The sequence below is a fragment of the uncultured Shewanella sp. genome (assembly GCF_947497935.1).
Taxonomy (GTDB): Bacteria; Pseudomonadota; Gammaproteobacteria; order Enterobacterales; family Shewanellaceae; genus Shewanella.
In genome coordinates, this window is sequence record NZ_CANMIO010000004.1 from 118,192 (window position 1) to 143,351 (window position 25,160).

18 protein-coding genes are annotated in these 25,160 nt (G+C 47.1%); 12 read left to right on the plus strand and 6 right to left on the minus strand.

Translation table 11 applies throughout. The features are described from left to right. Positions 1 to 2: 2 nt before the first annotated feature. Complete coding sequence (locus Q1A86_RS06100) at positions 3 to 1,385, plus strand: NAD(P)(+) transhydrogenase (Re/Si-specific) subunit beta (protein WP_299804185.1); 1,383 nt, start codon at positions 3 to 5, stop codon at positions 1,383 to 1,385. A 160-nt stretch (positions 1,386 to 1,545) separates the two neighbouring features. Continuing rightward, a complete protein-coding gene (locus Q1A86_RS06105) occupies positions 1,546 to 2,946 on the plus strand; it encodes a MipA/OmpV family protein (protein WP_299804188.1) in 1,401 nt (466 codons plus the stop codon). 69 nt (positions 2,947 to 3,015) lie between these two features. Here the strand turns inward: Q1A86_RS06105 and Q1A86_RS06110 are convergent, their stop codons facing one another. The 3 genes from Q1A86_RS06110 to hldE all read right to left on the minus strand — a co-directional run bounded on the left by Q1A86_RS06110 (position 3,016) and on the right by hldE (position 6,021). Beyond that, the gene (locus Q1A86_RS06110; protein WP_299804191.1) at positions 3,016 to 3,489 is read right to left on the minus strand and encodes a TetR family transcriptional regulator; all 474 of its coding nucleotides are present in this window, start codon (positions 3,487 to 3,489) and stop codon (positions 3,016 to 3,018) included. Positions 3,490 to 3,623: 134 nt separating this feature from the next. Then, positions 3,624 to 4,484 (minus strand): hypothetical protein, encoded by an 861-nt coding sequence (locus Q1A86_RS06115; protein WP_299804194.1) that lies wholly within the window; start codon positions 4,482 to 4,484, stop codon positions 3,624 to 3,626. A 106-nt stretch (positions 4,485 to 4,590) separates the two neighbouring features. Further along, positions 4,591 to 6,021 (minus strand): bifunctional D-glycero-beta-D-manno-heptose-7-phosphate kinase/D-glycero-beta-D-manno-heptose 1-phosphate adenylyltransferase HldE, encoded by a 1,431-nt coding sequence (hldE, locus tag Q1A86_RS06120; RefSeq protein WP_299804197.1) that lies wholly within the window; start codon positions 6,019 to 6,021, stop codon positions 4,591 to 4,593. 99 nt (positions 6,022 to 6,120) lie between these two features. On the opposite strand from hldE, the gene Q1A86_RS06125 reads away from it, so the two are divergent. Next, positions 6,121 to 7,047, plus strand: coding sequence for an LpxL/LpxP family Kdo(2)-lipid IV(A) lauroyl/palmitoleoyl acyltransferase (locus Q1A86_RS06125; protein ID WP_299804199.1), 927 nt, complete (start codon positions 6,121 to 6,123; stop codon positions 7,045 to 7,047). Positions 7,048 to 7,594: 547 nt separating this feature from the next. On the opposite strand, the gene Q1A86_RS06130 is transcribed toward Q1A86_RS06125, so the two are convergent. Then, positions 7,595 to 8,941 (minus strand): S41 family peptidase, encoded by a 1,347-nt coding sequence (locus tag Q1A86_RS06130; protein ID WP_299804202.1) that lies wholly within the window; start codon positions 8,939 to 8,941, stop codon positions 7,595 to 7,597. 705 nt (positions 8,942 to 9,646) lie between these two features. Here Q1A86_RS06130 and Q1A86_RS06135 point away from each other — a divergent pair. The 6 genes from Q1A86_RS06135 to Q1A86_RS06160 all read left to right on the plus strand — a co-directional run bounded on the left by Q1A86_RS06135 (position 9,647) and on the right by Q1A86_RS06160 (position 19,020). Beyond that, positions 9,647 to 11,938 carry a nitric-oxide reductase large subunit gene (locus Q1A86_RS06135; protein ID WP_299804205.1) on the plus strand — a complete coding sequence of 764 codons (2,292 nt, stop codon included), beginning with the start codon at positions 9,647 to 9,649 and terminating at the stop codon, positions 11,936 to 11,938. A gap of 360 nt (positions 11,939 to 12,298) precedes the next feature. Continuing rightward, positions 12,299 to 13,879: a nitric oxide reductase transcriptional regulator NorR gene (gene norR / locus Q1A86_RS06140; protein WP_299804207.1), complete on the plus strand. Its 1,581-nt coding sequence runs from the start codon at positions 12,299 to 12,301 to the stop codon at positions 13,877 to 13,879. A gap of 96 nt (positions 13,880 to 13,975) precedes the next feature. Beyond that, positions 13,976 to 15,412 (plus strand): pitrilysin family protein, encoded by a 1,437-nt coding sequence (locus Q1A86_RS06145; protein ID WP_299804210.1) that lies wholly within the window; start codon positions 13,976 to 13,978, stop codon positions 15,410 to 15,412. Next, positions 15,412 to 17,097 carry a pitrilysin family protein gene (locus tag Q1A86_RS06150; RefSeq protein ID WP_299804651.1) on the plus strand — a complete coding sequence of 562 codons (1,686 nt, stop codon included), beginning with the start codon at positions 15,412 to 15,414 and terminating at the stop codon, positions 17,095 to 17,097. The genes Q1A86_RS06145 and Q1A86_RS06150 overlap by 1 nt, the downstream gene beginning before the upstream one ends. A gap of 155 nt (positions 17,098 to 17,252) precedes the next feature. Continuing rightward, positions 17,253 to 18,266, plus strand: a complete 1,014-nt coding sequence (gene parM / locus Q1A86_RS06155; protein WP_299804213.1) for a plasmid segregation protein ParM domain-containing protein — start codon at positions 17,253 to 17,255, stop codon at positions 18,264 to 18,266. A 10-nt stretch (positions 18,267 to 18,276) separates the two neighbouring features. Beyond that, positions 18,277 to 19,020 (plus strand): hypothetical protein, encoded by a 744-nt coding sequence (locus tag Q1A86_RS06160; protein WP_299804215.1) that lies wholly within the window; start codon positions 18,277 to 18,279, stop codon positions 19,018 to 19,020. Positions 19,021 to 19,216: 196 nt separating this feature from the next. Here the strand turns inward: Q1A86_RS06160 and Q1A86_RS06165 are convergent, their stop codons facing one another. Beyond that, on the minus strand, positions 19,217 to 20,539 hold the full coding sequence (locus tag Q1A86_RS06165) for a D-serine ammonia-lyase (protein WP_299804218.1): 1,323 nt from the start codon (positions 20,537 to 20,539) through the stop codon (positions 19,217 to 19,219). A gap of 21 nt (positions 20,540 to 20,560) precedes the next feature. Continuing rightward, the gene (dsdX, locus tag Q1A86_RS06170) at positions 20,561 to 21,898 is read right to left on the minus strand and encodes a D-serine transporter DsdX (protein WP_220758831.1); all 1,338 of its coding nucleotides are present in this window, start codon (positions 21,896 to 21,898) and stop codon (positions 20,561 to 20,563) included. A gap of 220 nt (positions 21,899 to 22,118) precedes the next feature. On the opposite strand from dsdX, the gene dsdC reads away from it, so the two are divergent. From dsdC to Q1A86_RS06185, 3 genes are all read left to right on the plus strand, one after another. Next, on the plus strand, positions 22,119 to 23,093 hold the full coding sequence (gene dsdC / locus Q1A86_RS06175; protein ID WP_299804223.1) for a DNA-binding transcriptional regulator DsdC: 975 nt from the start codon (positions 22,119 to 22,121) through the stop codon (positions 23,091 to 23,093). 89 nt (positions 23,094 to 23,182) lie between these two features. Continuing rightward, the gene (zapE, locus tag Q1A86_RS06180; protein ID WP_299804225.1) at positions 23,183 to 24,517 is read left to right on the plus strand and encodes a cell division protein ZapE; all 1,335 of its coding nucleotides are present in this window, start codon (positions 23,183 to 23,185) and stop codon (positions 24,515 to 24,517) included. Positions 24,518 to 24,829: 312 nt separating this feature from the next. After that, complete coding sequence (locus Q1A86_RS06185) at positions 24,830 to 25,099, plus strand: hypothetical protein (protein WP_012156666.1); 270 nt, start codon at positions 24,830 to 24,832, stop codon at positions 25,097 to 25,099. Positions 25,100 to 25,160 lie beyond the last annotated feature (61 nt).

The window sequence follows — 25,160 nt, forward strand, 5'->3', positions numbered from 1 at the left end:
CTATGAGTACGACGATTATTTACCTCGCCTATCTTGTAGCGGCAAGCCTATTTATTTTAGGTATTAAAGGGCTGACTAAGCCACGTACTGCGGTTCGAGGCAACCAGCTTTCCGCGCTAGGTATGTTCATCGCTGTGGTCGTGACCTTGTTTGACCAAAGCATTCTTAGCTATGAGTGGATTATTGCTGGTGTGCTACTTGGTGGTGCCATCGGTGCCATCATGGCAACTAAGATCCAAGTCACCTCTATGCCACAAATGGTCGCTATGCTAAACGGCTTCGGTGGTGGTGCTTCGCTATTTATCGCATTGGCTAACTTTATCGACCCACAATCGGCAACTCATACCGTGGCATTGGTTTCGATTACCGCCACTGTGATTATTGGTGCCGTGACGCTATCGGGTTCATTTGTGGCGTTCGCTAAGCTACAAGAGCTGATCTCGGGTAACCCGATTAAAGTACCGGGTAACAAGGCGCTTAACGCTATCTTGCTTATCAGTGCTATCGGTCTTGCTATCGCGATTGTCATGGATCCAAGCAACATCAACCTGATCTACGCCTTAGTGGCCGTATCTTTGGTGCTAGGTTTACTACTTGTAGTACCAATCGGTGGCGCCGATATGCCAGTGGTTATCGCCCTGCTTAACTCATACTCGGGTATTGCAGCTGCGACCACAGGTTTTATCACAGGCAATACGGTACTGATTGTATCGGGTTCACTCGTTGGTGCATCGGGTATTATCCTGACACAAATCATGTGTAAGGCGATGAACCGCTCGCTGTTTAACGTGCTCTTTGGTGTGATGGCTGAAGGCGGCGAAACTGTCGATGCTGACGAAGTCTATGCGGGTAAAGTGACCTCTTCTTCACCTGAAGAAGTGGCTATGTTACTTGAAACAGCTGAGCGCGTAGTGATTGTTCCAGGTTATGGTTTAGCCATGGCGCAGGCGCAGCACGCAGTGCGTGAACTGGCATCTGTGATGGAAGCCCGTGGCACACAAGTACTTTATGCGATTCACCCTGTTGCGGGTCGTATGCCTGGCCACATGAACGTGTTGCTAGCCGAAGCTGAAGTGCCTTACGAGCAGTTGATTGAGATGGACGAGATCAACCCACAGTTTGAGCAGACTGACGTAGCTATCGTTATTGGTGCCAATGACGTAACTAACCCTATGGCCCGTGAAGACAAAGGTAGCCCAATCTACGGTATGCCAATTCTTAACGTCGACAAGGCTAAAACCGTGGTTGTGGTTAAACGTTCATTGAGCCCAGGCTTTGCAGGTTTACCTAACCCGCTTTTCGCTATGGATAACTCATTGATGTTATTTGGCGACGGTAAAAAAGCGATTGTTGAGCTAACCCAGAGCTTAAAAGAAGCTGATTAAGGCTAACTGTTAACCCCCTCTATTCTAAAAGGCCGCTATTGCGGCCTTTTATTTGGCTATTATTTAAGTTCTATTTAACCCACTCTTGTTAAAATTATGTAATTCATGGTTAAAAACCACTATTCTTGTTCTCAGTCCCCCGCGCTAAAAGAAAAACAATATGACTCTAAAAATGCTTTCGACACTGTCTCTTAGCCTTGTCTTACTCGCTCCTTTTTCAGCTCTGCAAGCCGCAGACAACAGTGAGCTCGCCAGCAAAATGCCACCGCCTCCCGTTCAGCTAGGTGAAGATCCCAGCCAAGAACAGCAACAAGAAACAAGCATACAGTGGAGTGATAACTGGGGCATAGGTATAGGTATGCGCCGTGGCGATATTCCCTATGCCACCGAGGAAGATGAGGTCTATGACACCCTGCCTCTAATCTACTTTGAAAATGACTATTTCTATATCAATGGCATGGAAGCGGCGGCTCATCTCTGGAAAAACGACAATCATCAAATCAACCTTTACACCCGCTTTCGTTTTGTCGATATTCCTAAGGAGTTACAAAACGAATCTCAATCTCAAGCCTTTGACTTTGGTCTGCAATACCGTTTCGTTAAAGACCAGTGGGACTTCGACTTAGCCTTCCTATCAGATTCAAACAAACGCAGTTATGGTTACAGTCGCACCCAGTACACCTGGGAGTCTGCTGACTGGAAGGTCAAACCCTATGCCGAATTTCAGTGGAAGAGCGCCGACTTTAATAACTATTACTACGGTTTAGAGCAATACGAAATAGGTGGAGGCGTAGACTTTAATGCTGGCGTCAAGGCGCGCTACCATGTGTTCAGTAACTTATATCTACTGGGGCAGTTCGGTGTGGGTCGTCTCGAAGACGATGTCTATGATTTGCCAACCATCAATAACCGCTTTCAGTATGAGTCTTTCTTAGGATTCGGCTTTTTCCCTGAGCCAAACTCAAAGAAGTACTCGGCGCAACCAGCACCGAGTAAGCGTAAAGAGGGCAGCGAATTTATTCGTATCGCCCACGGCTGGGCAACGCCGTCAAACCTGAATGCCATCTTGAAATGGCAAACCAAAACGGATCCTTACAACAACCAGATGACCTCGGCATTTTACGGTACTCAACTGACCGATAGCCTGTTTAACTTTCCTATCGACCTATACCTAACGCCAGGTTTGGTATGGCACCATAGCTCAGAGGTACAGGACAATCTTGCCGAGGCGGTGATCGCGGTGAAAGCCTTCTACACCTTCGAGATTGGGCCACGCTTTAGACTCGGTGTCGGCGAAGGTCTGTCCTATGTTAGCAACGTCACCCATATCGAAGGAAGTGAACTGGCCGAAAAGGACTATAAGCCCTCAAAACTGCTGAACTACTTAGATTTTTCGCTCGACGTCAACGTCGGCGATGTCTTTAACTCTGCGAAGTTCGACAAGATGTGGTTTGGTTATAGCATTCACCATAGATCGGGGATCTTTGAGTCTAGCTCCGCTTTCGGCCGGATTAGTGGCGGCAGTAATTACCAGACTATTTACCTGCAGTGGCACTTCTAATTACCCACTAGATAAACACGACCTCAAAGCTTAAAAAGCCTGTTATTTATCGCTAAATAACAGGCTTTTTTAATGACTATCGCTAGGCTGATTACACAGAAGTAAAGCGCTCTGTCCCACTAAAGCATTCACTAATAAGCGCCCCTGCTCACCGAGTTCCGTCAACGCCTTCTCACTGGCTAAACTAATAGCTCTATAGCGGTTAATATTCACCTGCTGGGATCCACAAATGGAGAAATAAAGCCGGATAATCGCGATAAAGTACGGCAGCTTTAAAGAGGCCTTCCAGGAGTTTTGCAGTGACTGAATACAGCTAAAGTCGAGGCGGTCGATAAACAGATGACCAATACGGCTATCGAGTTGCTTAAGAAAATCGACTTTATAGGGGAAATGGTGGCTGATCCCAGTACGGCTAATGCCCGTTGCTTGAGAGAGCGTCGAGTAAGACATGGCATCATAGCCAATCTCTAAGATCTGCTTCATCGCCTCATCGAGGATCTGCTGCACCGTCTGCTCGGTTTGGATTTTAGAACGCTTGGCCATAACACTACTTCGCTGTAATCGACATGGGATTACTCTAGCAAAAGCATTTCATGAATGCCTAAATCAATGAATTTCATTCAGCTTTCGTTCAGCTGTTATCAAGCTCTTATAGAAATAGAAACTATCGCAGCCAATTAATAATGATCCGATGTTTCCTCGGCTGTCATCTGCTGTGAACTCAACCAAGCTTGAGCCGCGCGCAACCCCATCACCTCGACTAAGGTCGGCTTAAGGTAGCGTCCCAATGCGGGCTTGCGCCAATACATATAGCCCGGCAGAGGCTGCACCGTTCCAGCACCAAAGGTGCGCTGCATCAGGCTGGAAAACTCATCGACTGTATCCCTATCATGTAGATGCAGCTTAGGGTAAATATTCAGCCAAAACTGCTCAAAGCTGGCAAACAGCCCCAACTGCTCGACAGAGTAAAGCTCAAATGCCTGAGCCAATACAGGCACCGACCAATGAGACATAAACTCACTGTCCGCCATCACCGCCAAGTTGCGTCTATGATATTGCTGCCAAGCCAAATCTAAGCTCTGAGTCTGCTTGGCAATACGCCAGTGTAGATACAAGTCCGCCAGCCACTCGTGCTGATATTCGCTATCGATGGTTTGCCCCTGACGGCTTAAGACATCGATGGCGTACAGATGCCCGAGTTCATGCCAATAAGTCAGCCGCGCTTGCTGTTCAAGGGGCAAAGAAAAGTGACCAACACCCCAGTTAATGGTTTGGCTTTGAGGGATTTGAGTAAAGTCGGTGATCACAAGCCCGGCAATACGAGCATGTTGCAGCGGCAACACCATAGCGCCGCGCTGACCGAGTAGATGATGCAGCTCATCTAGCTTTTTAGGCAGTTGGCTTCGAGCTGAATGAGGGAGTGTTGCGACACATAAGCTGAGTTGATTAAGCTCGCAAACAAGGGCTTGTTTAGGGCCGATATCGGTCCAAAAAAAGCCACTTGTCTGATCTACTGCGGTCATGTCTAATTCAGTCATGGCTGCCGCTGTCATATGTGTAGCAAAAATAGCAGTAGCGGCAGTCGAGGCGAGCGAGCTAATCATTGTGGTTTACAGTCAATCAACAGTGACTCATCATCAATGACTACTGGTTAGCCATGATGTTTTGAATAATCGCCGTAGTCGAGATACCGTCTTCAAAGCACAAGACCTTAACCTGACCACCAGCGGCTAACACCTCTTCGCCACCGGCAATATCTTCAACCTTATAGTCGCCACCTTTAACCAATAAATCTGGCAATAAACGCGCGATAATTCGTTGCGGCGTATCTTCACTAAACGGTACCACCCAATCGACAGAGCCTAGGGCCGCTAATACCGTCATACGTCTATCTTCGGTGTTAACCGGACGACCATCGCCTTTTAAGCGTTTAACCGATGCGTCAGTATTCACCGCAACAATCAATCTATCACCTAATGCTCTGGCTTGCTGCAGGTAGCTCACATGGCCAGCATGCAAGATATCGAAGCAACCATTGGTCATTACCACGCGTTCGCCGCGCAGCTTTGCCTGCTCGAGTGCATAAACAAGTTGATCTTCACTTACCGCGCCAAAACCTGACTCACTATGGCTAAGCGATAACGCCTCGATAAGTTCAAGTCGGGTCACTGTCGACGTTCCAAGTTTGGCAACGACAATACCCGCAGCGGTATTGGCGATAGCACAAGCTTGTGGCAGGTCGCTGCCAGCAGCTATTGCAGTCGCTAATGCAGAAATAACCGTGTCACCTGCGCCGGTCACATCGTATACCTCACGGGCAACGGTTGGGATATGCAGTTCAGGTTGATCGCGAGTAATTAAGGTCATGCCCTTTTCTGAACGAGTCACCAGCATGGCGGTAAAGTCATACGCCTCTAACAAGCCTTGGGCCTTAGCCACTAAGTCAGCCTCAGATTCGACCTTACCCACAACCACTTCGAACTCACTCATGTTGGGCGTAAGCAAGTAAGCACCGCGATACTTAGAAAAATCACTGCCTTTTGGATCGACCAAGACTTTTACGTCTTTAGCATTAGCCGCAGCAATAAAGTCTTGCGGCGAGATAAGCGCACCTTTGGCATAATCAGACAATACAGCAACATCGACTTTATCTAGCTCAGGCAATGTCTTAGCTAGCAGCTCCTCACTTTCAGCTTGGCTGTAGCTTTCTTCAAAATCGAGTCTAAGTAACTGCTGGTTACGCGACATAACACGTAACTTAGTGATGGTTGGTTTACCCGCCACTTTATGCCAGTTAGGCTCAACCCCAAGGGTTTGCACCCCCAAAGTTAGTGCGTCAGCCGTTTCGTCAGTTCCTACAATGCCAGCAAGACTCGCTGCACCGCCTAAGGTGGCAATATTAATCGCCACGTTAGCCGCGCCGCCCGGTCTGTCTTCAAGTTGCTCAACTTTTACAACAGGTACTGGCGCTTCGGGTGAGATCCGCGCAGTAGGCCCCGCCCAGTAACGATCTAACATCACGTCACCGACAACGAGAACCTTGGCTTTTTCAAATGCTGGCAGAGAAATCTTCATAACGTCTTATCTTTCACAAAATTTAATGGTGATTGTACCTAATTTTAATCGGTTTTGAGTTAGAATAATGAGTAATTTTTCAATGGATTCGAGAATTACGTGGTAGAAAAAGCTCAATTTTCATCTCACCTTTATCATCCCAAGTACTGGCTCTTATGGTTAGGAGTCGGTTTTATGCGGTTAACGCAACTACTCCCACTGCGAGTCCAGATGAAAATGGGCGCAGCACTTGGACGCTTAGGCATGAAGCTAGTAAGCAAACGAGTCAAGACCGCCAGACGTAATCTAGAGCTGTGCTTCCCCGAGATGTCCGACAGAGACATGCAGCAGCTGGTCACAGAAAATTTTGAGCAAACTGGTAAAGCCATCTTCGACACCGCCAATGCTTGGTGGTGGTCTGATGAAAAAATCCAAAAGCACATGACCATTAAAGGCCAAGAGCATGTCCAGCAAACACTAGACAATGGCCAGGGTGTGATTCTGTTTGCCGTGCATTGCCTGCCCCTTGAGATGGGCGCCCGCATTTTTGGCCAATTCCAGCCCGGTGTTGGGGTTTATCGCCCGCACAATAATCCACTGATGGAGTATCTACAGGTTAAAGGTCGCCTACGCTCAAACAAGGCCTTAGTGCCAAAGCGGGATCTACGCCAGATGGTACGCAGCCTGCGCAGCCCCAATGTGATCTGGTACACAGCCGACCAAGACTTCGGTCGCTCAAGCGCCATCTTCATCCCCTTCTTCAATGTTCCCGAAGCCGCGACTATCACCGGCGCTACCACCCTAGCCAGACTGGGCAAAGCCAAGGTATTACCTTTCTTCGTCGAACGTAATAGTGATGACACAGGCTACAATATCGAGATCCAACCGCCGCTGGATAACTTCCCTGGTGAAAATGAGATTGAAGATGCCAAACGCGGCAATAAGATCATCGAGGAGATTATTAGCCGCAACAAGTCGCAGTACATGTGGCTACATAGACGCTTTAAGACACGGCCTAATAAGGGCGATGCTTCGCTGTATAAGTAGGCTCTAGGACTGGTGTTAGCAGGTTCTAGGCTTAGGTTTTAGAGGTTCTAGATTCTAAGTTCTAGGTTCTAGGTTCTAGGTTCTAGGTTCTAGGTTCTAGGTTCTAGGTTCTAGGTTCTAGGTTCTAGGTTCTAGCAAAGCTAAAGGTATCAGGCTACGCCTGACTAGGGTCGTGAGCCTCCAACTCACACCCGAGCAAAAGGGGGACAACAGCTTCCCCTCTTGGCCATTTCTTTCATAAAGAGTCCAAGCCGCCCCGACGAAGTTGCTCCTCCTCATACTTATTCGAAATAGCCTAACGCTTCCGATGGAACGGCCTGCCCCGCTAAAACTATACCCACATCCATGTCGGCATCACGCGATTCTGGTTTATAAAGAGTTTCCAACGCACTTCGGCAACTTCGATGAGGAATGGATGTTTTCTGCAATTTTGCGTGAAGCTTAGGCTCAGTATTTGCCTATCTCAGAAACTGCCCCAACCAAAACCCGTTGGCACCTTAACAGCAAGCACTTACTGCAGCATTAAAAGTCACAACTTACTGTCTTGTTAGAACTTTTCTTTCAACTTTTCAATAGCGACAGAAAGCACAATATCTTTCTCTGCTCTTATGTCTTCGGGCGAACGGTTAACGGTAACATCGGGAGTAATTCCATACCCAACAAACTCCCTTCCATCAGGGTAACTATCACGCTTAGTGCAAATTCTTAAAGAACCGCCACCGGGTAAATCAAAGAAAATTGGCTGCCCTGTGCTGCCATATGTCTTTTCGCCAATAGTTGTAAAATGCTTCAACTCATCCGCATAAATCAAAAAGTCTTCTGCCGCAGATGCCGTATACCTTCCTATCAGCACATAAGTAGGCACTATGTGATTATTACTTTCTTTTGCTTTAAGTAATTCCATAGAACCTGATTCCCATGCATCGTTCTCGGCATATTCCTTATACTTTTTACTATAATTCCCCCATGCCTTGTATGCGGCGATATGCTTTTTAGTTTTCCAAATAGAGCCTTCTAAGTCTTTATGTGCAAAATGAGACAATATTTCAGCGGCAATACTTGAGTTGCCACCGCCATTAAATCTCAAATCAATAATTAGAGCTTTAGATTTCTTAATGTTTTCGTAAGCAGCATTAAATTGTTTCAGAATTTCCTCATCATGAAATCCATTCAAAGCAATATAAACCACTTCACTATCCAACCATTTAAACTCAAATAGTTCGCCATTGGAGCTTGGTTGTTTTAAAGAGACCTTATCTACTTTTTGATGACGTGAATTTCTGGGTAGATTTACATCTTTAAGCTCCCCAGAGGGGGTCTGTATAGTAAAACGAACTTCAGTATTAGGTTCACCATCTAACATAGACCTTACAGCATCATTCCATAGAATGTGTTCAGTTGAACTAGCTATATAGGGCATGATACTAGTTTTCAAAAAGGTATCTAAATCAACACCTTCAACAGAAGTAATGTTAGAACCTAAGGGGATTTCAGCTTGTAACTCCCTTGGTACTTTAGTAATTACAGCTTGGCGATTTGCCTCCGTTAAACTTAAAGCAGGCCAGTCTACGTGCTTTGCTGAAAGCCCTTTAGGTAAGTAAATATTAGTATGTCCATCTTGTAATAGCGCATTAAATTTCATTAGCTCACGGTAATACTCGTAAGTTGTTTCAGTAGCTAAAACTTTGGAAATATATTCTCTATAAGCACTATCAAAATCTAAGTTTGGTACTTGATCAAAAAATGCGAAGTTGTAGCTAGCTTCTTTCCAAAACAAAGATAAACCATACAATTTATCTTCATTTGATAAATTATGAGGGGAATCTACATCTTCTCTGGCAGAAACAGAGGTTGATACAATTAACAAAGATGCTAATAATACTTTTTTAATCACTTAAACCATCCTTAGCAGTTTAAATTACTGACGCAACCATAAAAACTAGCACATAGATAATGCGTATCTTCAGCTAGACATTTAATAAACCTATTATTTAATTCGCACTTTAACAGAGTCATTGATTAACAATCACTCTACCAGAACAGTGATGAATAAACGAGCACGAGAGGATGAAAAGCGAGCATTGATATTGATGCCTTATCGAAAGCATTCAATAACTCTCTTGTATCAATTAATAGAAGTAGGTCAACTAACCTGTGACTTGTCAGGTCTACTTATCGCCTGTAACTCACAAAGCGGCAAAAGAAAGTTACAAAACTTACAGAAAACACCATTTGCCCATCCGAGTATGAGGGTCAACAGCTCCGTCTCGCGTCATGCTGGATGCGTACAGCCCTCCTTGCTCGACTCTTCACAAAAGCAGAGGGCTAAGCGCCACGACTTTCGTCAAGCGCAGCTTGATTATCTTATCCTAGGACCGAGTACCTGATATCTAGCCCCTCCCCTTCACCTCTCAGTGTCAATTCGACAAATCAGTGTCATACAAACAACAAAAGAGCTGTCTAAATGACAACGACAAATCCTACCAAAAACTCAAACACCTTTAACAAAACCCTTAAAAACAAAGACTAACAAACTTGGCATAAGTCTAGCTATAACAGGACTCGCCTGTATCAAAAAGACTTTGCGCTAAGAGGAAATATGAGCAAACAAAAAATCACCGCAATCGCACTGCTGCTAGTGCTAATTGCTTCTTTCACTGTACTCCTGAGTATCGGCAGTGAAATTTATCGAGAAAAGCCACCTATCCCGACGGCTTTTATCGATAACCAAGGACAAACACTATTTAGTCAAAACGATATTGAACAAGGGCAACTCGTTTGGCGATCTATGGGAGGTCACCAACTCGGCTCGATTTGGGGGCATGGTTCATACGTGGCACCGGACTGGACTGCCGATTGGCTTCACAGAGAAGCCCAAGCCTGGCTTAATATTAGCGCTATGCAAAGCTATAACACCGAATTTGCAAAGCTTAACTCCCAGCAACATGCTGGGCTTGAACAGGCGCTACGTGAAGACATTCGTAAGAATAGTGTCATCACTAAAGCCAATGGCGACATAGAAATTAGCCTTTCACCAATCCGTATCGCGGCAATTAAACAGGTTGAACAGCATTACCTCGCGCTATTTGGTGACGACCCTAAACTATCGACCTTGCGTGAACAATACGCGATGAAAGAGGGCACGGTACCTAGCCTTGAGCGTCGTGAACAACTAAATGCCTTCCTATTTTGGGGAGCCTGGGCTGCGGTAACCGAACGCCCTGATGCCGATTACACCTATACCAATAACTGGCCGTTTGACCCACAGATTGGTAATACACCAACCTCTGATAACATCGTTTGGTCGATTCTCAGTATCGTCACCTTGATTGCAGGTATCGGCGCACTGGTGTGGTACCACGCCGCGGGTAAACACGAAAGCTTACCGACACCCGCTGAGCAAGATCCGCTGTTCTACAACAAACCAACCGCTTCTCAACGCGCCGTTGGAAAGTACTTCGTCACTGCGATAGGTCTATTCCTGCTGCAAATTTTATTAGGCGGGCTCACCGCTCACTATGCGGTTGAGGGGCAAAACTTCTACGGTATTCCACTAGCTGAAATCCTGCCCTATTCAGTAACTCGTACTTGGCATACTCAGTTGGCAGTATTTTGGATTGCCACCGCATGGCTTGGCACTGGACTTTATATCGCTCCTGCGCTTTCGGGATATGAACCTAAGTACCAGCGTTTAGGCGTTAATGTGCTTTGGGTTGCACTGGTTGTTGTAGTGCTTGGCTCTATGGCTGGTGAATGGATTGGTGTACAACAGTACTTCGATCTCGATATGAACTTCCTGTTTGGTCATCAAGGTTATGAGTACATTGATCTTGGTCGTGTATGGCAGATACTACTCTTGGCTGGTCTACTCATCTGGTTAGCGCTGGTAACAGCATCGATGCGCCCTGCATTAAAGGTCGATAGTGAAATGCGCCCGGTTATTTGGGTGTTATATGCCTCTTGTGTCGCTATCGGCTTGTTCTACGGTGCCGGCCTATTTATGGGCAAACACACCAACTTAGCCATTGCCGAATACTGGCGTTGGTGGGTGGTTCACCTATGGGTAGAAGGCTTCTTTGAAACCTTTGCCACCTCAGTCATTGCCTTGATGTTAGTGCGCCTTGGGCTGATCCGCGCAAGAAGTGCCAATGCAGCGGTATTGTTTACCACGGTCATTTTCTTAACGGGTGGGCTAATCGGTACCCTGCACCACCTATACTTTACCGGCACACCAACCTCAGTAATTGCTTGGGGCGCTATCTTCTCGGCGCTAGAAGTCGTGCCACTTGCTCTTATCGGCTTCGAAGCCGTTGAAAGCTATCGTTTACGAGCAACAACCCCATGGATGATCCGTTACAAATGGGCCATTATGTTCTTCGTCGCGACCGCGTTCTGGAATCTAGTCGGTGCAGGCATACTAGGATTCTTAATCAATCCACCTATCGCGCTGTACTTTATTCAAGGTTTAAATACCACAGCAACCCACGCTCATGCAGCCTTTATGGGGGTATATGGCATGCTGGGGATGGGGCTGATGCTGTTCTGTCTACGCGGGCTAACTGGTCAGATTCAGTGGAACGAGAAGCTACTAAAAGGCGCGTTTTGGACTTTAAATATCGGTCTTGCGGCGATGGTATTTATCTCACTACTTCCCGTTGGCATCGTGCAGTTCTTTGCGGTTATCGATAACGGTTACTGGTTTGCTCGCTCGCCAGAAGTGATCCATAGTCCACTAGTTGAAACCTTAGTCTGGATGCGTATGCCTGGTGACGTACTGTTCAGCTTCGGTGGAATATTTATGGGCTGGTTCCTATTCGATATCATCAAAAAAGCCATCGCTAAGAAAAAAGCGGTTGCCGTAATTGATGATGAACAATCGGTAAACGCTTAAGTTTAAAGAAGGCTCTAGAATTGAAATAAGGTTCTAGAGCCTAAGAAAAACTGGAAAAACATAAATGCCGACCAAGATCTAAACTAGGGTCTTCAGAACTAGGATTTCAGAATCAGGGCCTTCAGATTGGAGGCCCTTATTTTTAATTGCCATCTTGTCATCAGGTTTAGATCAGCACCGGCTGCAGCTTGCTCACCGGCCCCAATTGCAGCCTAATCAGCTATACACTCTAGTCAGAGTGTACAATTGACAGATAAACAACAGCATTCAATACTGTTAAAAAGACACTGCCTAGCAAGCTAAATGCCACTGCAAGGTTAGGAGCTTTATTCAGAAGCAGCCCCTCAATGGAGAAGTAACATGGCACTCAGCCAAAACGACCTTACCCGTATTGCACTGGACATCACTTCAGGGCTGTCAGATCACGACAGATTCTCAAGGCTACTCGATACCGTGAGGCAAACTCTACACTGTGATGCGGCCGCTCTATTACAATTTAGCGGTAAACAATTTACCCCGCTGGCGATTGATGGTCTAAGCCCTGATGTGCTTGGCAGACGCTTTATCTTAAGCGAGCACCCTCGCCTTGAAGCCATTGCTCGCGCCGGTGACGTGGTACGCTTTCCAGCCGACAGTGAACTGCCCGACCCTTACGATGGCTTGATCCCCCATCAAGAAGACCACCTAATGGTTCACGCCTGTATTGGCCTGCCTTTAGTTGCTAACGGCGCGCTTATCGGCGCGGTCACTATCGATGGTTTCGACCCTAAGCAGTTCAACAGCTTTAGCGATAAAGAGCTACGCACCTTAAGCGCTATCGCCTCGGCGTCTTTAAGTAACGCGCTGCTAATCGAGAAGCTAGAAAAACAGGCTGTGCAGTCGCAGGAGCCATCAGCTTTTAATCACAGCAGCGACAGTGAAGTTGAGATTATTGGCCAATCTCCCGCCATGCAGGCGATGCAAAATGAGCTGAGCGTAGTAGCCAGTACCGACCTTAATGTATTAATTTTAGGTGATACCGGAACCGGTAAAGAGCTGGTTGCCAAATCTATTCATCTGCACTCTCTTCGCGCAAACAAACCACTGGTTTATCTTAACTGCGCTGCGCTACCAGAATCCGTCGCCGAAAGTGAGCTATTTGGTCATGTAAAAGGTGCCTTTACCGGTGCCATCAGCCATCGCAGCGGCAAATTTGAAATTGCCGACAAGGGTACGCTATTTTTAGATGAGATTGGTGAGTTACCCCTACCATTGCAATCAAAGTTATTAAGGGTATTGCAGTATGGCGACTTGCAAAAAGTCGGCTCAGATAAAAGCCTTAAGGTAGATGTACGCATTATTGCCGCCACTAATAAAGATCTGAAACAAGAGGTACTTGCCGGGCGCTTTAGAGCCGATCTTTATCACCGCTTAAGCGTATTTCCCATCGTAGTGCCACCGCTAAACGAGCGTGAGGGTGACGTGATTTTATTAAGCGGTTTCTTTGTTGAGCGCAGCAGAGAAAAGTTAGGTTTAAAGAGCTTAAGCATGAGCCCTGACAGTATTAGCCTATTAAATAATTATGATTGGCCTGGCAACGTGCGTGAGCTCGAACACGTGCTGCGTCGTGCGGCGGTATTAGCCCGCGCACAAGCTCAGTCCGATACTGCGATGATCACCCCTCAGCATTTTGATTTTCAGGGGAAGGATTTTCATGATCAGGCCTCACAAGACAAGCGCTTTGCACATGTATCTCACGGGCTGCGAACCACAACAGGCAAAACATCTCCCCCCCCTGTCGCTTTGGGTCAAAACTTAAAGCAAGCTACCGAGTCATTTCAGGCGCAATATATTCGTCAAGCGTTAGCCGCTAACGGTAATAACTGGGCAGCCACTGCAAGGGCGCTCGACCTCGACTCTGGCAACCTACACCGCCTCGCCAAGCGCATTGGACTCAAGTGATCCAATACTTAACGACTATAGAAGGCTACTAATTAAGCTGATATAAGTTAACTTGTTTATTCGCGCTATATGCCGTTAAAAGGAATTGAACCTAAATTGAAGCGATTAATAATAAGTTGCCTGACAGTGATATACGCAGCCTCTTTCTCGGCAAACGCACAAGACAATCATCAGCCAAATAGCTGTGTGTTAAACACGCTTGCCCAACCGTTATATGATACAGAGCAGAAAATTCAATATCGACAGCTCGATAATGGGCTTCAGGTACGTACTCTCTCGATAAAAAATACTCAAGCCGTATCCATCGCAAGCCAGTTTGATGTGGGTTCTCGCAATGAGGTTAAGGGCCAAACTGGTTACGCCCACCTATTTGAACATATGCTATTTAAGGGCAGTAAGCATGCACCGGGTGATAGCTATACCCAGACCATGAGCGCCTTAAGCGGCCAGTTTAATGCTAGTACCTTTTTTGATTTTACCAATTACTACTTAACCATCCCCTCGCAAGCACTCGAACTGAGCTTATGGCTAGAGGCAGACCGCTTCCGCTACCCAAGACTAAATGAGGCCAGTGTTAAAAATCAGCAAGGTGCCGTGCTCGAAGAGATGGCCACTAGCATAGATAACCAACCCTATGTTCGCAAAGCGATGGAGTTTTTACTCGCCCAAGTTGAGAACACACCTTATGGCCATGCAGTGATTGGCAGCATAGCCGATATCAAAGCCGCCACTCCGATGAGCTTAAATGCCTTTCATCAACGCTATTATCGACCCGATGCCATGCAACTCAGCCTAGTTGGCGATATTCCCGAGCAGACTCAATCTTGGATAAACGCGCAGTTTGGTGACTGGCAAGCACCAGATATCGAGCAGACTCAACTTAGCGATCTCAACATTACTCCAAAGCCGGTTCATGGTGAGATCATCGATGAACGGGGCCCTTGGCCTGCGGTGTTATTGGCATGGCACACCGCCGGACGTCACTCCAGTGATGCCGCAGGTCTTGCATTACTCGAAGCCTACCTGTTTCAAAACAAAAGCAGCTTAATTCAAGGCACCAGTCTTACCGATCCCGACCAATTGCTGAGTTACTCCATTCCACTAACCATGACCCACCACGGCGTGACTAACTTGGTATTAGTGCCCCGCGCTCGCACCTCGTTAGACACGTTAACAGATAATGTTGCAGCGCTCATCGACACCGTGACTAAACAACCTATCACCGAAGATCAGCTGTGTAAGTTAAAGCAAATTTGGCTCAATAAAGCCTTAGCGCGGTTAGATTCACCATCTAATCTGGCAAGAATGCTTTCGGCCACTGAACCTAGTGATAAATGGCATCCACTTACTGCACCTTGGCAGCGAATTAATGCGGTTAGCGCAAAAGAACTTCAAGCTATCGCCCAAAAATACTTCGCTGAAAACACTGTCCGTCTCGATCTGCTGCCACCTTGGTATATCCGAGCCACAAAGTCGATTTTGGAATCTTTACCTAAGGGCATGACCGACAGCCTTGAAGAGAGCGTGATGTGATGAAGCTATTAATCAAGCCATGGATAAAATCACCGACTAAACAACTGATGAAACCGCTTGTGTGTAGCACACTGCTGTTGAGTATTATGTTAAGCCTACTTGGCTGCCAGCAAACTCAGATTACGTTTACCCCAACCGCGAAGCCGCAGTTACCGGTGTTCGACAAGTTGCAGGGCGCACCAGAAATCGCAGCACTAGACTACCAAGCTAGCGCCCCAGCGGAGCGTTTAGTGCTCTCGCCTGAATTAAAAGTACAGCTTGGACAAGAACCGAAACAAGAGCTTGAGCTGTATCTATTTAACGATACACCATCGGGATTAACCCACCTGTCGCTAGTCGCTTACAGTAAAGCCCCCATGGCAAACCTTGATGTCTTGGTGGCTGCATTTCGCGAAAAAAGACGCTGGATAGTACAGCAGTCAAGCTTGGCCTGTGCCGAAACCCTTAGCATTAGGGTCAGTATGCACAGCTTGACCATTAGTATTGACTGCCCTTACTCGCCAAGTTCAGCCAGATCGGCAACCAAGCTATTGATGCAATTTTGGCAAGCTGAAAGCCCTGATAGAGTTGGCAGCTTTGACGAAATAGATATAGCTAACGTGCGCCGCCAGCTGAAACTGGCTAAACATATCAATGCCTATAGCGGCGCCGAAATTGATCAGGTGTGGGCCAAGAAGCTTCTCGGTGAGCAGCATGTCTATAACCAAGCTCTCAACGATAAAGCCCTTGCCGATGAGCTGGATTTAACCAAGCTTAATCAGGTTAGAGACACTATTTTAGCTCAATCTAAATGGGCATTTTTTGCTAATAACAGCCTTGAACGAGCCTTTGATAAGCAGCCTGAGCTAGATTTTAATAACAGCCCTGAGCAAGGCTTTAATAAACAGCTTGAGCGAGGCTTTAATAAACAGCTTGAGCGAGGCTCTCATAAAGAGCCTGAGCAAAGTTCAGCACTTCTCCCTATGCTAAACAAGCAATTTGAGACAATAGCCACTCAACAATCACAAACACTCACTCCCTTCCCGACAGCCAAGAACCACACTGCTCCGAGCAACGATAATAAAACCTTATATCTGATTGATGCGCCCGCCAGCGTACAAACGCAAGTACGCATAGGTTATCCACTAGACGCTAGCGATAACAATATCGACTCTATTCAAGACTGTAAGCTACTGGCCAGCTGGCTGGGACGCAGCTTCTCTGGGCGCTTATATTACGACTTACGCGAAGTGCGTGGTTTAACCTACGGCATTTATGGCCGCTGTTTTAATAATCCCTTATCACGCACGCTCAAGTTTTATGGCAGCACTAAGCTTGAACACACAGGGGCATTTATTAGCGGCGTATTGGATCATTTAGCACTGGCGGCACAAACACCTGCCTCTAACGCTGAAGTGACGGCATTAAAAAACTACCTCACCAGTCAAAAGATGCTGTACCAAGCCAACTATCACAACGTAGAGCTAGATAGCATCAAACGCTTGATACTGGGATATCAACCCGAGCAAGAGCAGCAGACATCTGCTCGGCTAGCAGGCTTAACCCCTGAGCAACTACAACAGATTGCTCGCTCTATATTTACCAACACTCCCTATATCGTAATTAGAGGGGATATGGATAAGATTAAAAGCGATTTAACAGATAAGTTACCCGAGTGGACAATTACCGAGGTCAGTGCAGATTAAGCAAAATGATAGCTATTTGAGGAGCTCTTAGGCGATAAACAGCTAAGTTTGCAACTTAGCTAGCAGCCTTAAAAAATAAATCACAAAAAGATTTCAGTTCTGCCGCAATGGGGTCGCATTAACTTGCAAAACTGGGTTTATTTAAAGGATCTGTAATGCATTCTAGCATGATGAAATTTGCTATCGATGATGGCTCTACCAACGTAAAAATTAGCTGGATTGAAAACGGTCAAGTTCGCAGCGTTACCTCACCAAACTCATTTCGTAAAGACTGGAAAAGTGCAGCTTTGCTGAATGACCGCAAGGTATTTAACTACCAAGTGGCATCGACTAAATACACTTACGACGCCACTTCAGATAAAGCGCTTTCAACTACCCATGTTGCCTTTCAATATGATGATTTAAACCTATTATCAGTTCACCATGCACTACTGCAAACGGGTGTAACACCTGGTCCTGTCAGCATTCTGGTTACCCTGCCTATCACCGAGTATTACAAGGCCGATGACTGCCAAAAGAACGAAGAAAATATCGCTAGGAAGAAAGCCAACCTGATGCGAGAGATCAGCCTCAACAAGGGCGAGCTGTTCACCATTGTCGATGTTGAAGTGCTACCCGAAAGCCTACCCGCGGTCCTAACGACTCTGATGGACTCAGGCGTCAACGAGTTCGCAAAATCTTTGGTTATCGATTGCGGTGGCACCACCCTAGACATGGGCGTTATTGTTGGCGAATTCGACGATGTATCGGCTGTGTATGGCAATGCTGAAATTGGCGTATCTATGGTTACCAACGCAGCGAGAAAAGCCTTATCTGCTGCAGACAGCGACGCCAGCTACTTAGTCGCGAATGAATTAATTAAGCGTCGTCATAACCGCGAGTTTGTTGAAGAAGTGATCAACGATATCAGCAAAGTTGACTGGGTACTTGAGCGCATTGAAGACAAGATTGCCGAGTTAGGTGCCGCCGTCGCCTATGAGGCCAAGACTTTCACTCGCAACCCTAACCGCATCTACTTAGTAGGCGGTGGCGCTATGCTGATTGAAAGCGCGATCCGCGATGCTTACCCGTCGCTTGGCGACAAGATTGTCATGGTTAAAGATCCGCAAGAAGCACTATCACGAGAGATCTGTTGTTACCACGCGGCAGAGACTAGCGACGCCGCTTAAAGGGACGTTTATGCGCATTCGATTCAATGTGGGTCTGGAACCTGAGCTCTTCGACTCCCACAGCTACGCGATTAAAATACTCAGGCATTGGCAGCAAGAGGAAAAGGCGCGTAATGATGAGACGGATATCGTGCTGCAGCGCCGTATTCAGTTTCATCGCGATCTCTATCTGTCAGGGTTATTCCTGCATGAATTAGCGCCGCAGTTGCCGTCCTTGCTCACTCAAACTCTGCTGCAAGATAAAGTTAACAGCCAGACTTTGGCATGCCAAATCAAATCTGCGGGCCTGAGTTTGGAGCCTGCCGCTGAGAATGGTCTATCAGAGCAGCAGTGGCAAAAACTCAGCACTATGCTTGAAACCGCCAATTTGCCTAAGCAGCAAAGCGAGTCGCTTAAATTAACTGCCATTGAACAACAGTTAGCCCAGTTACAACAGCTCATGCTTGAAGGGCAAGAACAACTAAACTCGGCGCTTACTGAATCCGCGGCAAGTCAGTCAGAGGCTAGTAATAAAGAGACAAGTCAAACAGAAGTCAGCGCTGAAACTAAGCAGCATCATGCGGACTTTAGTGCTCAGCTTAGTCAACTTAAGCAGGGCCAAGATAAGTTAATCGCGCAGATGAAAAGTTTATCTAGCCAACTCTCCCTCGCCTCAGTCAATGCTCCAGCCAATGATGACTCTGCGAGCATAGCCCCAAGTTTAGATACTCAACTTGAGCGAGCCAGACGAGTGAAATCCAAAGGGCTGTGGTAGCCTTTTTGGGAAACTAGAAAGCTTTAGAAATAGAAAATCCACCTCATTAGGGTGGATTTTTTGCTTGCTCGATACCTTCTATAAGCTAATAAAAAGTAGAGGCTATAAAAAAGCAGAGCCGAGGCCGAATATCATCGGCCTAACAAGCTCAGCCCTTTTGGCGTTAGCAATCTGACTCAACTAGTTCTATAAAAAATTAGCTAGCCGATTGCGCCAAGTACTTAGCCATCTCTTCAGCTGGTACCATTCCGCCGCCTGTCGCCCACACTAGGTGAGTCGCACTGCTCATCATCTCAGGAGTTAGGCCCATACGTGCTTGATAGTCGCTATCACCGCTCACTCTAAGTGCTCCCGGCATACCTGCTAGTGCTGATGGCTCAAGCTCTATGCCTTCACTCTGAGCTAATAAGCCAAGTAGGTCATACATGTGCTCATCGCTTAAGGTGTAGTAACCATCAAGCATACGCTCCATGGCGCGGCCCACAAAACCTGAGGCGCGGCCTACCGCTAAGCCATCGGCAGCCGTGACGTTGTCGATCCCTAAGTCTTGCACCGCGATTTCGTCATGCAGGCCTGTGTGCACCCCCAATAACATACAAGGAGAATGGGTCGGCTCGGCAAAGAAGCAGTGAACGTTATCACCAAACGCTAACTTAAGACCAAATGCCACACCACCAGGGCCGCCGCCCACACCGCATGGAAGGTAAACAAACAGCGGATGCTCGCTATCGACCTTGATGTCAGCTGCCTCAAACTGTGCTTTTAAGCGCTCGCCAGCCACCGAGTAACCTAAAAATAGCGTGCGTGAGTTTTCATCGTCGATAAAGAAGCAATTCGCATCTGATTCTGCCGCCTTACGACCTTGCTCAACCGCAACACCGTAATCTTGCTCATATTCATGTACCGACACGCCGTGGCTACGTAGCTTGTCTTTCTTCCACTGACGAGCATCTGCTGACATATGCACACTCACCTTGAAGCCAAGTTTGGCGCTCATAATGCCGATAGACATACCTAAGTTACCGGTCGAACCTACCGCGATGCTGTAACCGTTAAAGAAGTTACGCATCTCTTCAGTGAACAACATTTGATAGTCGTCAGACTCTTTAAGCTTACCCGCAGCAATCGCCAGTTTTTCCGCATGGGTCAGTACTTCATAAATGCCGCCGCGCGCCTTGATTGAGCCAGAAATTGGCAGATGGCTGTCTTTTTTCAGCATCAACTTACCGGCAATAGCTTGGCCATACTTAGCTTCTAGCGCCTGCTTCATCTGCGGGATCTCAACCACTTCAGATTCGATAATGCCATTAGAGGCTGCAGTCTCAGGGAAGGCTAGCGCTAGGTAAGGAGCAAAGCGCTGCAAACGTGCGCTGGCATCGGCCACATCTGTGCTATCTAAGCCCACATAAGGTAGCGCTTCGGCTAAGTGAGTCGCCTTGGTTTCAAACCAGCTAACTTCTTCAAGCTTGATAAGCTGAGCCAGCAAAGGGAAGTCGTTTATCAGTTGCTTAGTGTTCATAGTTTCAGTTCCCCTTTAGGATTAAATAACATAAGAAAGTGCAAATGTCGCAGCCAGTGCCACAAGCGAGGCGATAAAGGTGGCTGTGGTGTAATACATAAATGTTTGTTTCATAGTAGCGCCGGTGTACTGCTTAACCAGCCAGAACAATGAGTCGGTGACGATAGTGCAACCGATAGCGCCAGAGCCGATAGCTAAGGTGACGATAACTGGGTTCAAGTCTGGATAAAGCACTAATAATGGCGACACAATGGCTGTTGCGCCCATCATAGCCACAGTTGCCGAACCGACCGCAGCGTGCAAAATAATGGCAACTAACCAAGCCAGTAGCACTGGGTGCATATCAAGATTCGCCAAAATCTGCGCTAAGCTGTCGCCCATGCCGCTGCCACTTAATACGCCGTTGAATGCACCGCCCGCACCAATAATTAGCAAGATATTGGCGATAGAGGCAAAACAGTCTTCAGTTTTAGTCAGCAAGGTGCCCATGGTCATCTTGTTACGCAGACCCAGTAGGTAATACGCCACGAACGCAGCGATAAACATCGCAGTGATTGGGTTACCAACAAATTCTAGCGTGGTGTACAACGCACTGCCCGGCTCCATATACAGCTCGGCCACGGTTTTAACCAACATTAAAATGATTGGTAGCAAAATGGTGAACAAGGTCGTGCCAAGTGATGGCAACTCGCTCTCTTCGCGGGTCGAAACTTCACTAAACTCAGCAGGTACAGCAAGGTGCGGCAGCTTATCGCCAAACAGCTTAAGGAACAGCGGACCGCCAATGAGCGAGGCTAATAGACCAATTAGCAGACCCCAGATGATCACCGAGCCCACATCAGCGCCTAAGGCGTTAGTCACAAACAGCGCAGCAGGGTGTGGCGGCACAATGCAGTGCACAGCCATCAATGCTGTACACAGTGGAATGGCAAGCTTTAGCAGTGAAGTATTGGTTTTACGGGCGATAGAGAAAGCCAGTGGAATAAGCAATACCACGCCTACTTCAACGAACAAGGTGATACCACAGATTAGGCCCACCAGCACCATGATCACATCAGGGCTTAGGTAGCGAGATTTTAGCAGGGTGATACCAATTCGCTCAGCAGCGCCTGAGATCTCCATCATCTTACCTAAGATGGTGCCCAGACCGATAACGATAGCCAAGAAGCCTAATGTTCCGCCGATCCCAGACTCCATCGCCTTGATCATTTCAAGTGGGGCCATGCCCATCATGCCGCCCACGAAGAAGCTGGCTAATAGTAGCGCAAGGAAAGGGTGCAACTTGAACTTTACGATGCTGACAACAATCAACAAGATGCTGCTAAGTAAAGTTCCGATAATCCACAGTTGTGATTCCATTGTATTTCTCTTATTGGTTAACAGGAGTTAAAGGAATGAAAAGGAGTAAAAAGTTGCGCTATTAAAGCCAATCTCTGAGAGGCTGACAAAAGATATAAATCGCAGTTCAGTTGAGCCAGATTGTGGCAAGAGATATTTACTCATCACAAAAACACCGATTACACGACACAAGCCTTAACTGCGTTGATATAATCAGCACTAAAAAGCGCCTTAGGGTAAAATGCTCACATCACAAATTGAGAAGTCAGTCATGTATTCCCAGCAAGATGTATTCAGCAGAAACCGTTTACTCAGCAGCTATCAACTGGCAAAACTGCATACCTTTGAAGTGGTTGCCCGTCACCAGTCCTTTTCGCTCGCCGCCGAGGAGCTTTGCGTCAGTCCCTCAGCGGTGAGCCATAGAATTACTGCACTAGAGAGTGAGTTAGGCTTTAAGCTGTTTGCTCGTTTTCATCGCAGAATAGAGCTAACAGAAGATGGCAAGCGTCTGTTTTCAAAGTTGAAGGACAGCTTAAAGAGCCTGAATCAGGAAGTGTTTGAGATTAAAAACCAAGAGGTGTCGGGTAAGCTAACTATCTACTCTCGCCCCTCTATCGCACAGTGTTGGTTGGTGCCTAAGATTGCCGATTTCAGCCGCCAGTATCCGGCGATCGCCATTAATATTTTGACCGGCAATGAAAACGTTAACTTCAATAGCTTTCATATTGATCTCGCGATCTATTACGACAATCACCCGCGCAGCAAACTGTTTTGCCAGCACTTGATGGACGAGACCATCATGCCGGTGTGTAGCCCAGAGTATGCGGCGGAGCACGATCTTATCGGCAAACCTGAGCACCTGAGCCGTTGCACCTTGCTACACGATAATCAGGCCTGGGAATATGACTCAGACTGTGATGAATGGAAGTATTGGGCCGAGACTCAAGGGCTCAATATCGAAGATAAGCGCTCAATCGGTTTTGACCGCTCTGACTTAGCCGTCATCGCCGCCATGAACCATGCAGGTATCGCCATGGGACGCGGCCAGTTGGTAAGTAAGCGTATCGTTCGAGGTGAACTCATCGCCCCCTTTGCAGGGCAGCAAGTTAACTGCGAACAAACCTATTATGTGGCTTCCCATGATAAAGAGCTTAACCCCAAGGCTAAGCTGTTTGTGGCTTGGTTAAAACAACAAGCAAAACACAACAGCCTCTAACTGCTGAAGACGATTAATATAGGCCGATCCCCAATAAATAAGCTTGAGCTGATATAATCGCGCCACCTAAAGAGATGTAATGGAATGCTATGACCCGCCAAGCAGCGAATCAATTAAGCCAACACCCGCAATTAACTGCTAGCGCTGCCGATGCCAGTACAGTAGTGAGTGCTGCAGTGAGTACTGGACGCTCCAGTCCGCTTGCACGCTACCTTGAGCAGGTACAGCTACAACAGATTGTCGACGACGGCGCGCAGCATCAAGCCATCAAAGAGCTAGAGCGATTGCATCAGCAGCTGACCCAAATGCCCAAAGCGCCTCAAGTCGGTGACGATGCAAATCTTGTGTGTCAGGGTCTCTACATGTGGGGCGATGTCGGCCGCGGTAAAACCTACCTGATGGACTTGTTTTATCAATGCCTTGAAAGTGAATCTAACGTGCCCGCACTTAGGCTGCATTTTCATCGCTTTATGGCGCGTATTCATAAAGAGCTTATCGGCGAGTCGGGTAACCGCGATCCTCTTAAGCGCATTGCCAAGCGGGTCGCACAGGAATGCCGCGTACTGTGTTTCGATGAGTTTTTTGTCAGCGATATTGGCGATGCAATGATCTTAGCTAAGCTATTTGAAGCGCTATTTGAGCAGGGCATTATCTTAGTCGCCACCTCAAACATTCCTATCGATGAACTGTATAAAAATGGCCTGCAGCGCCAGCGCTTCTTGCCGACTATCGACCTGCTTAATCGTTTTACCCAAGAGCTGCATTTAAGCGGTGAGCAAGACCATCGCTTGCACTCACTCAACTCTCAGGTTAGCAAGCAGCGATACTTTGTCAGTGACTTCAGCATTTCAAATGATACCTTCAGTCAATTTGAGCAGATTTTTGAAACTTGTGCAGACACACAAATAGACTCGGAAGCAGGTAGCATCAAGCAACCGCTTTTAGTGCATAACCGAGTCATTGATACCGTTAAATACACCGTAAACGTGGCCTGGTTTGAGTTCGACGCTCTGTGTGACGGCCCACGTTCGCAGCTCGATTATATCGAAATAGCCAGCCGCTTTAGCACACTCATTCTTACGCACGTTCCGGTTCTAGGTGGTGAACCCCGCAGCTGGATTAAAGCCCGCGGCACCGAAGATGGCGCGCACTCTCTTGAGAGCGCCACGTCAGAAACTGCGGCGATGGAGAATGCAGCTTTTGAAACTGCTGCTTTTGAAACTGGTAATAGGCAACTGTCTTACGCGGTAAGTGATGACCCCGCGCGGCGGTTTATCAGTTTAGTCGATGAGTTATATGACCAAGGAGTTGAGTTATACATTCAAGCAGAAGTGCCGATGGATGAACTCTACAGCGGCGCGTTAAGCTTTGAGTTCAGACGTACCTTGAGTCGTTTGACCCAGATGCAGAGTTTACAATATTGATGATTCAATAATGGGAAGCAACGGGTATGCGATGCCATTCGTCGCCCCAGAGGAGCCCGCCACCAGTGGTTTCAATGACCTGCGGTCAGCGTATGTGCAAACACTGCCGAGACTCTTTTTTCGTCGTCCATGACCGCTCCACGGTGGCGTCCTTGCCACCAAAGGCCTCAGCTGTATCTACACTAAGTTAGAAAAGCGTACTCTCCCAATTATGCTGTTAAAGTCAGAATGCTCAACAAACTCGATATCAAATCTATTGCTCACGCTAAGCTTGCGGCATAATGGCGCCAATTACATTACAGAGTCGTAAAAATGGACAATCAGCAAGACAGTTACATGACTGAAGAAACCCTAATTGAAACAGTCGAAAATCAAATCGCCGACGGTGAGCCTAAAAAGGTAAAAGAAACGCTAATGCGTTTGGTGATGACAGGCACGCCACGCGAAGAAGCAATTCAATGGATGGCCTGTGCGCTAGCCATTGAAGTTAGCGATGTGATGCTAAATGGCGCGTCATTTAACGAAAAGCGTTACAACCAACATTTAGATGCCATGCCAAATTTAGACTGGATGGAAGACTGATATAAGCTTCTTAATATCAGCCTTCTTATTACCAATCGCTGTAGTATCAACTTATCTCGCA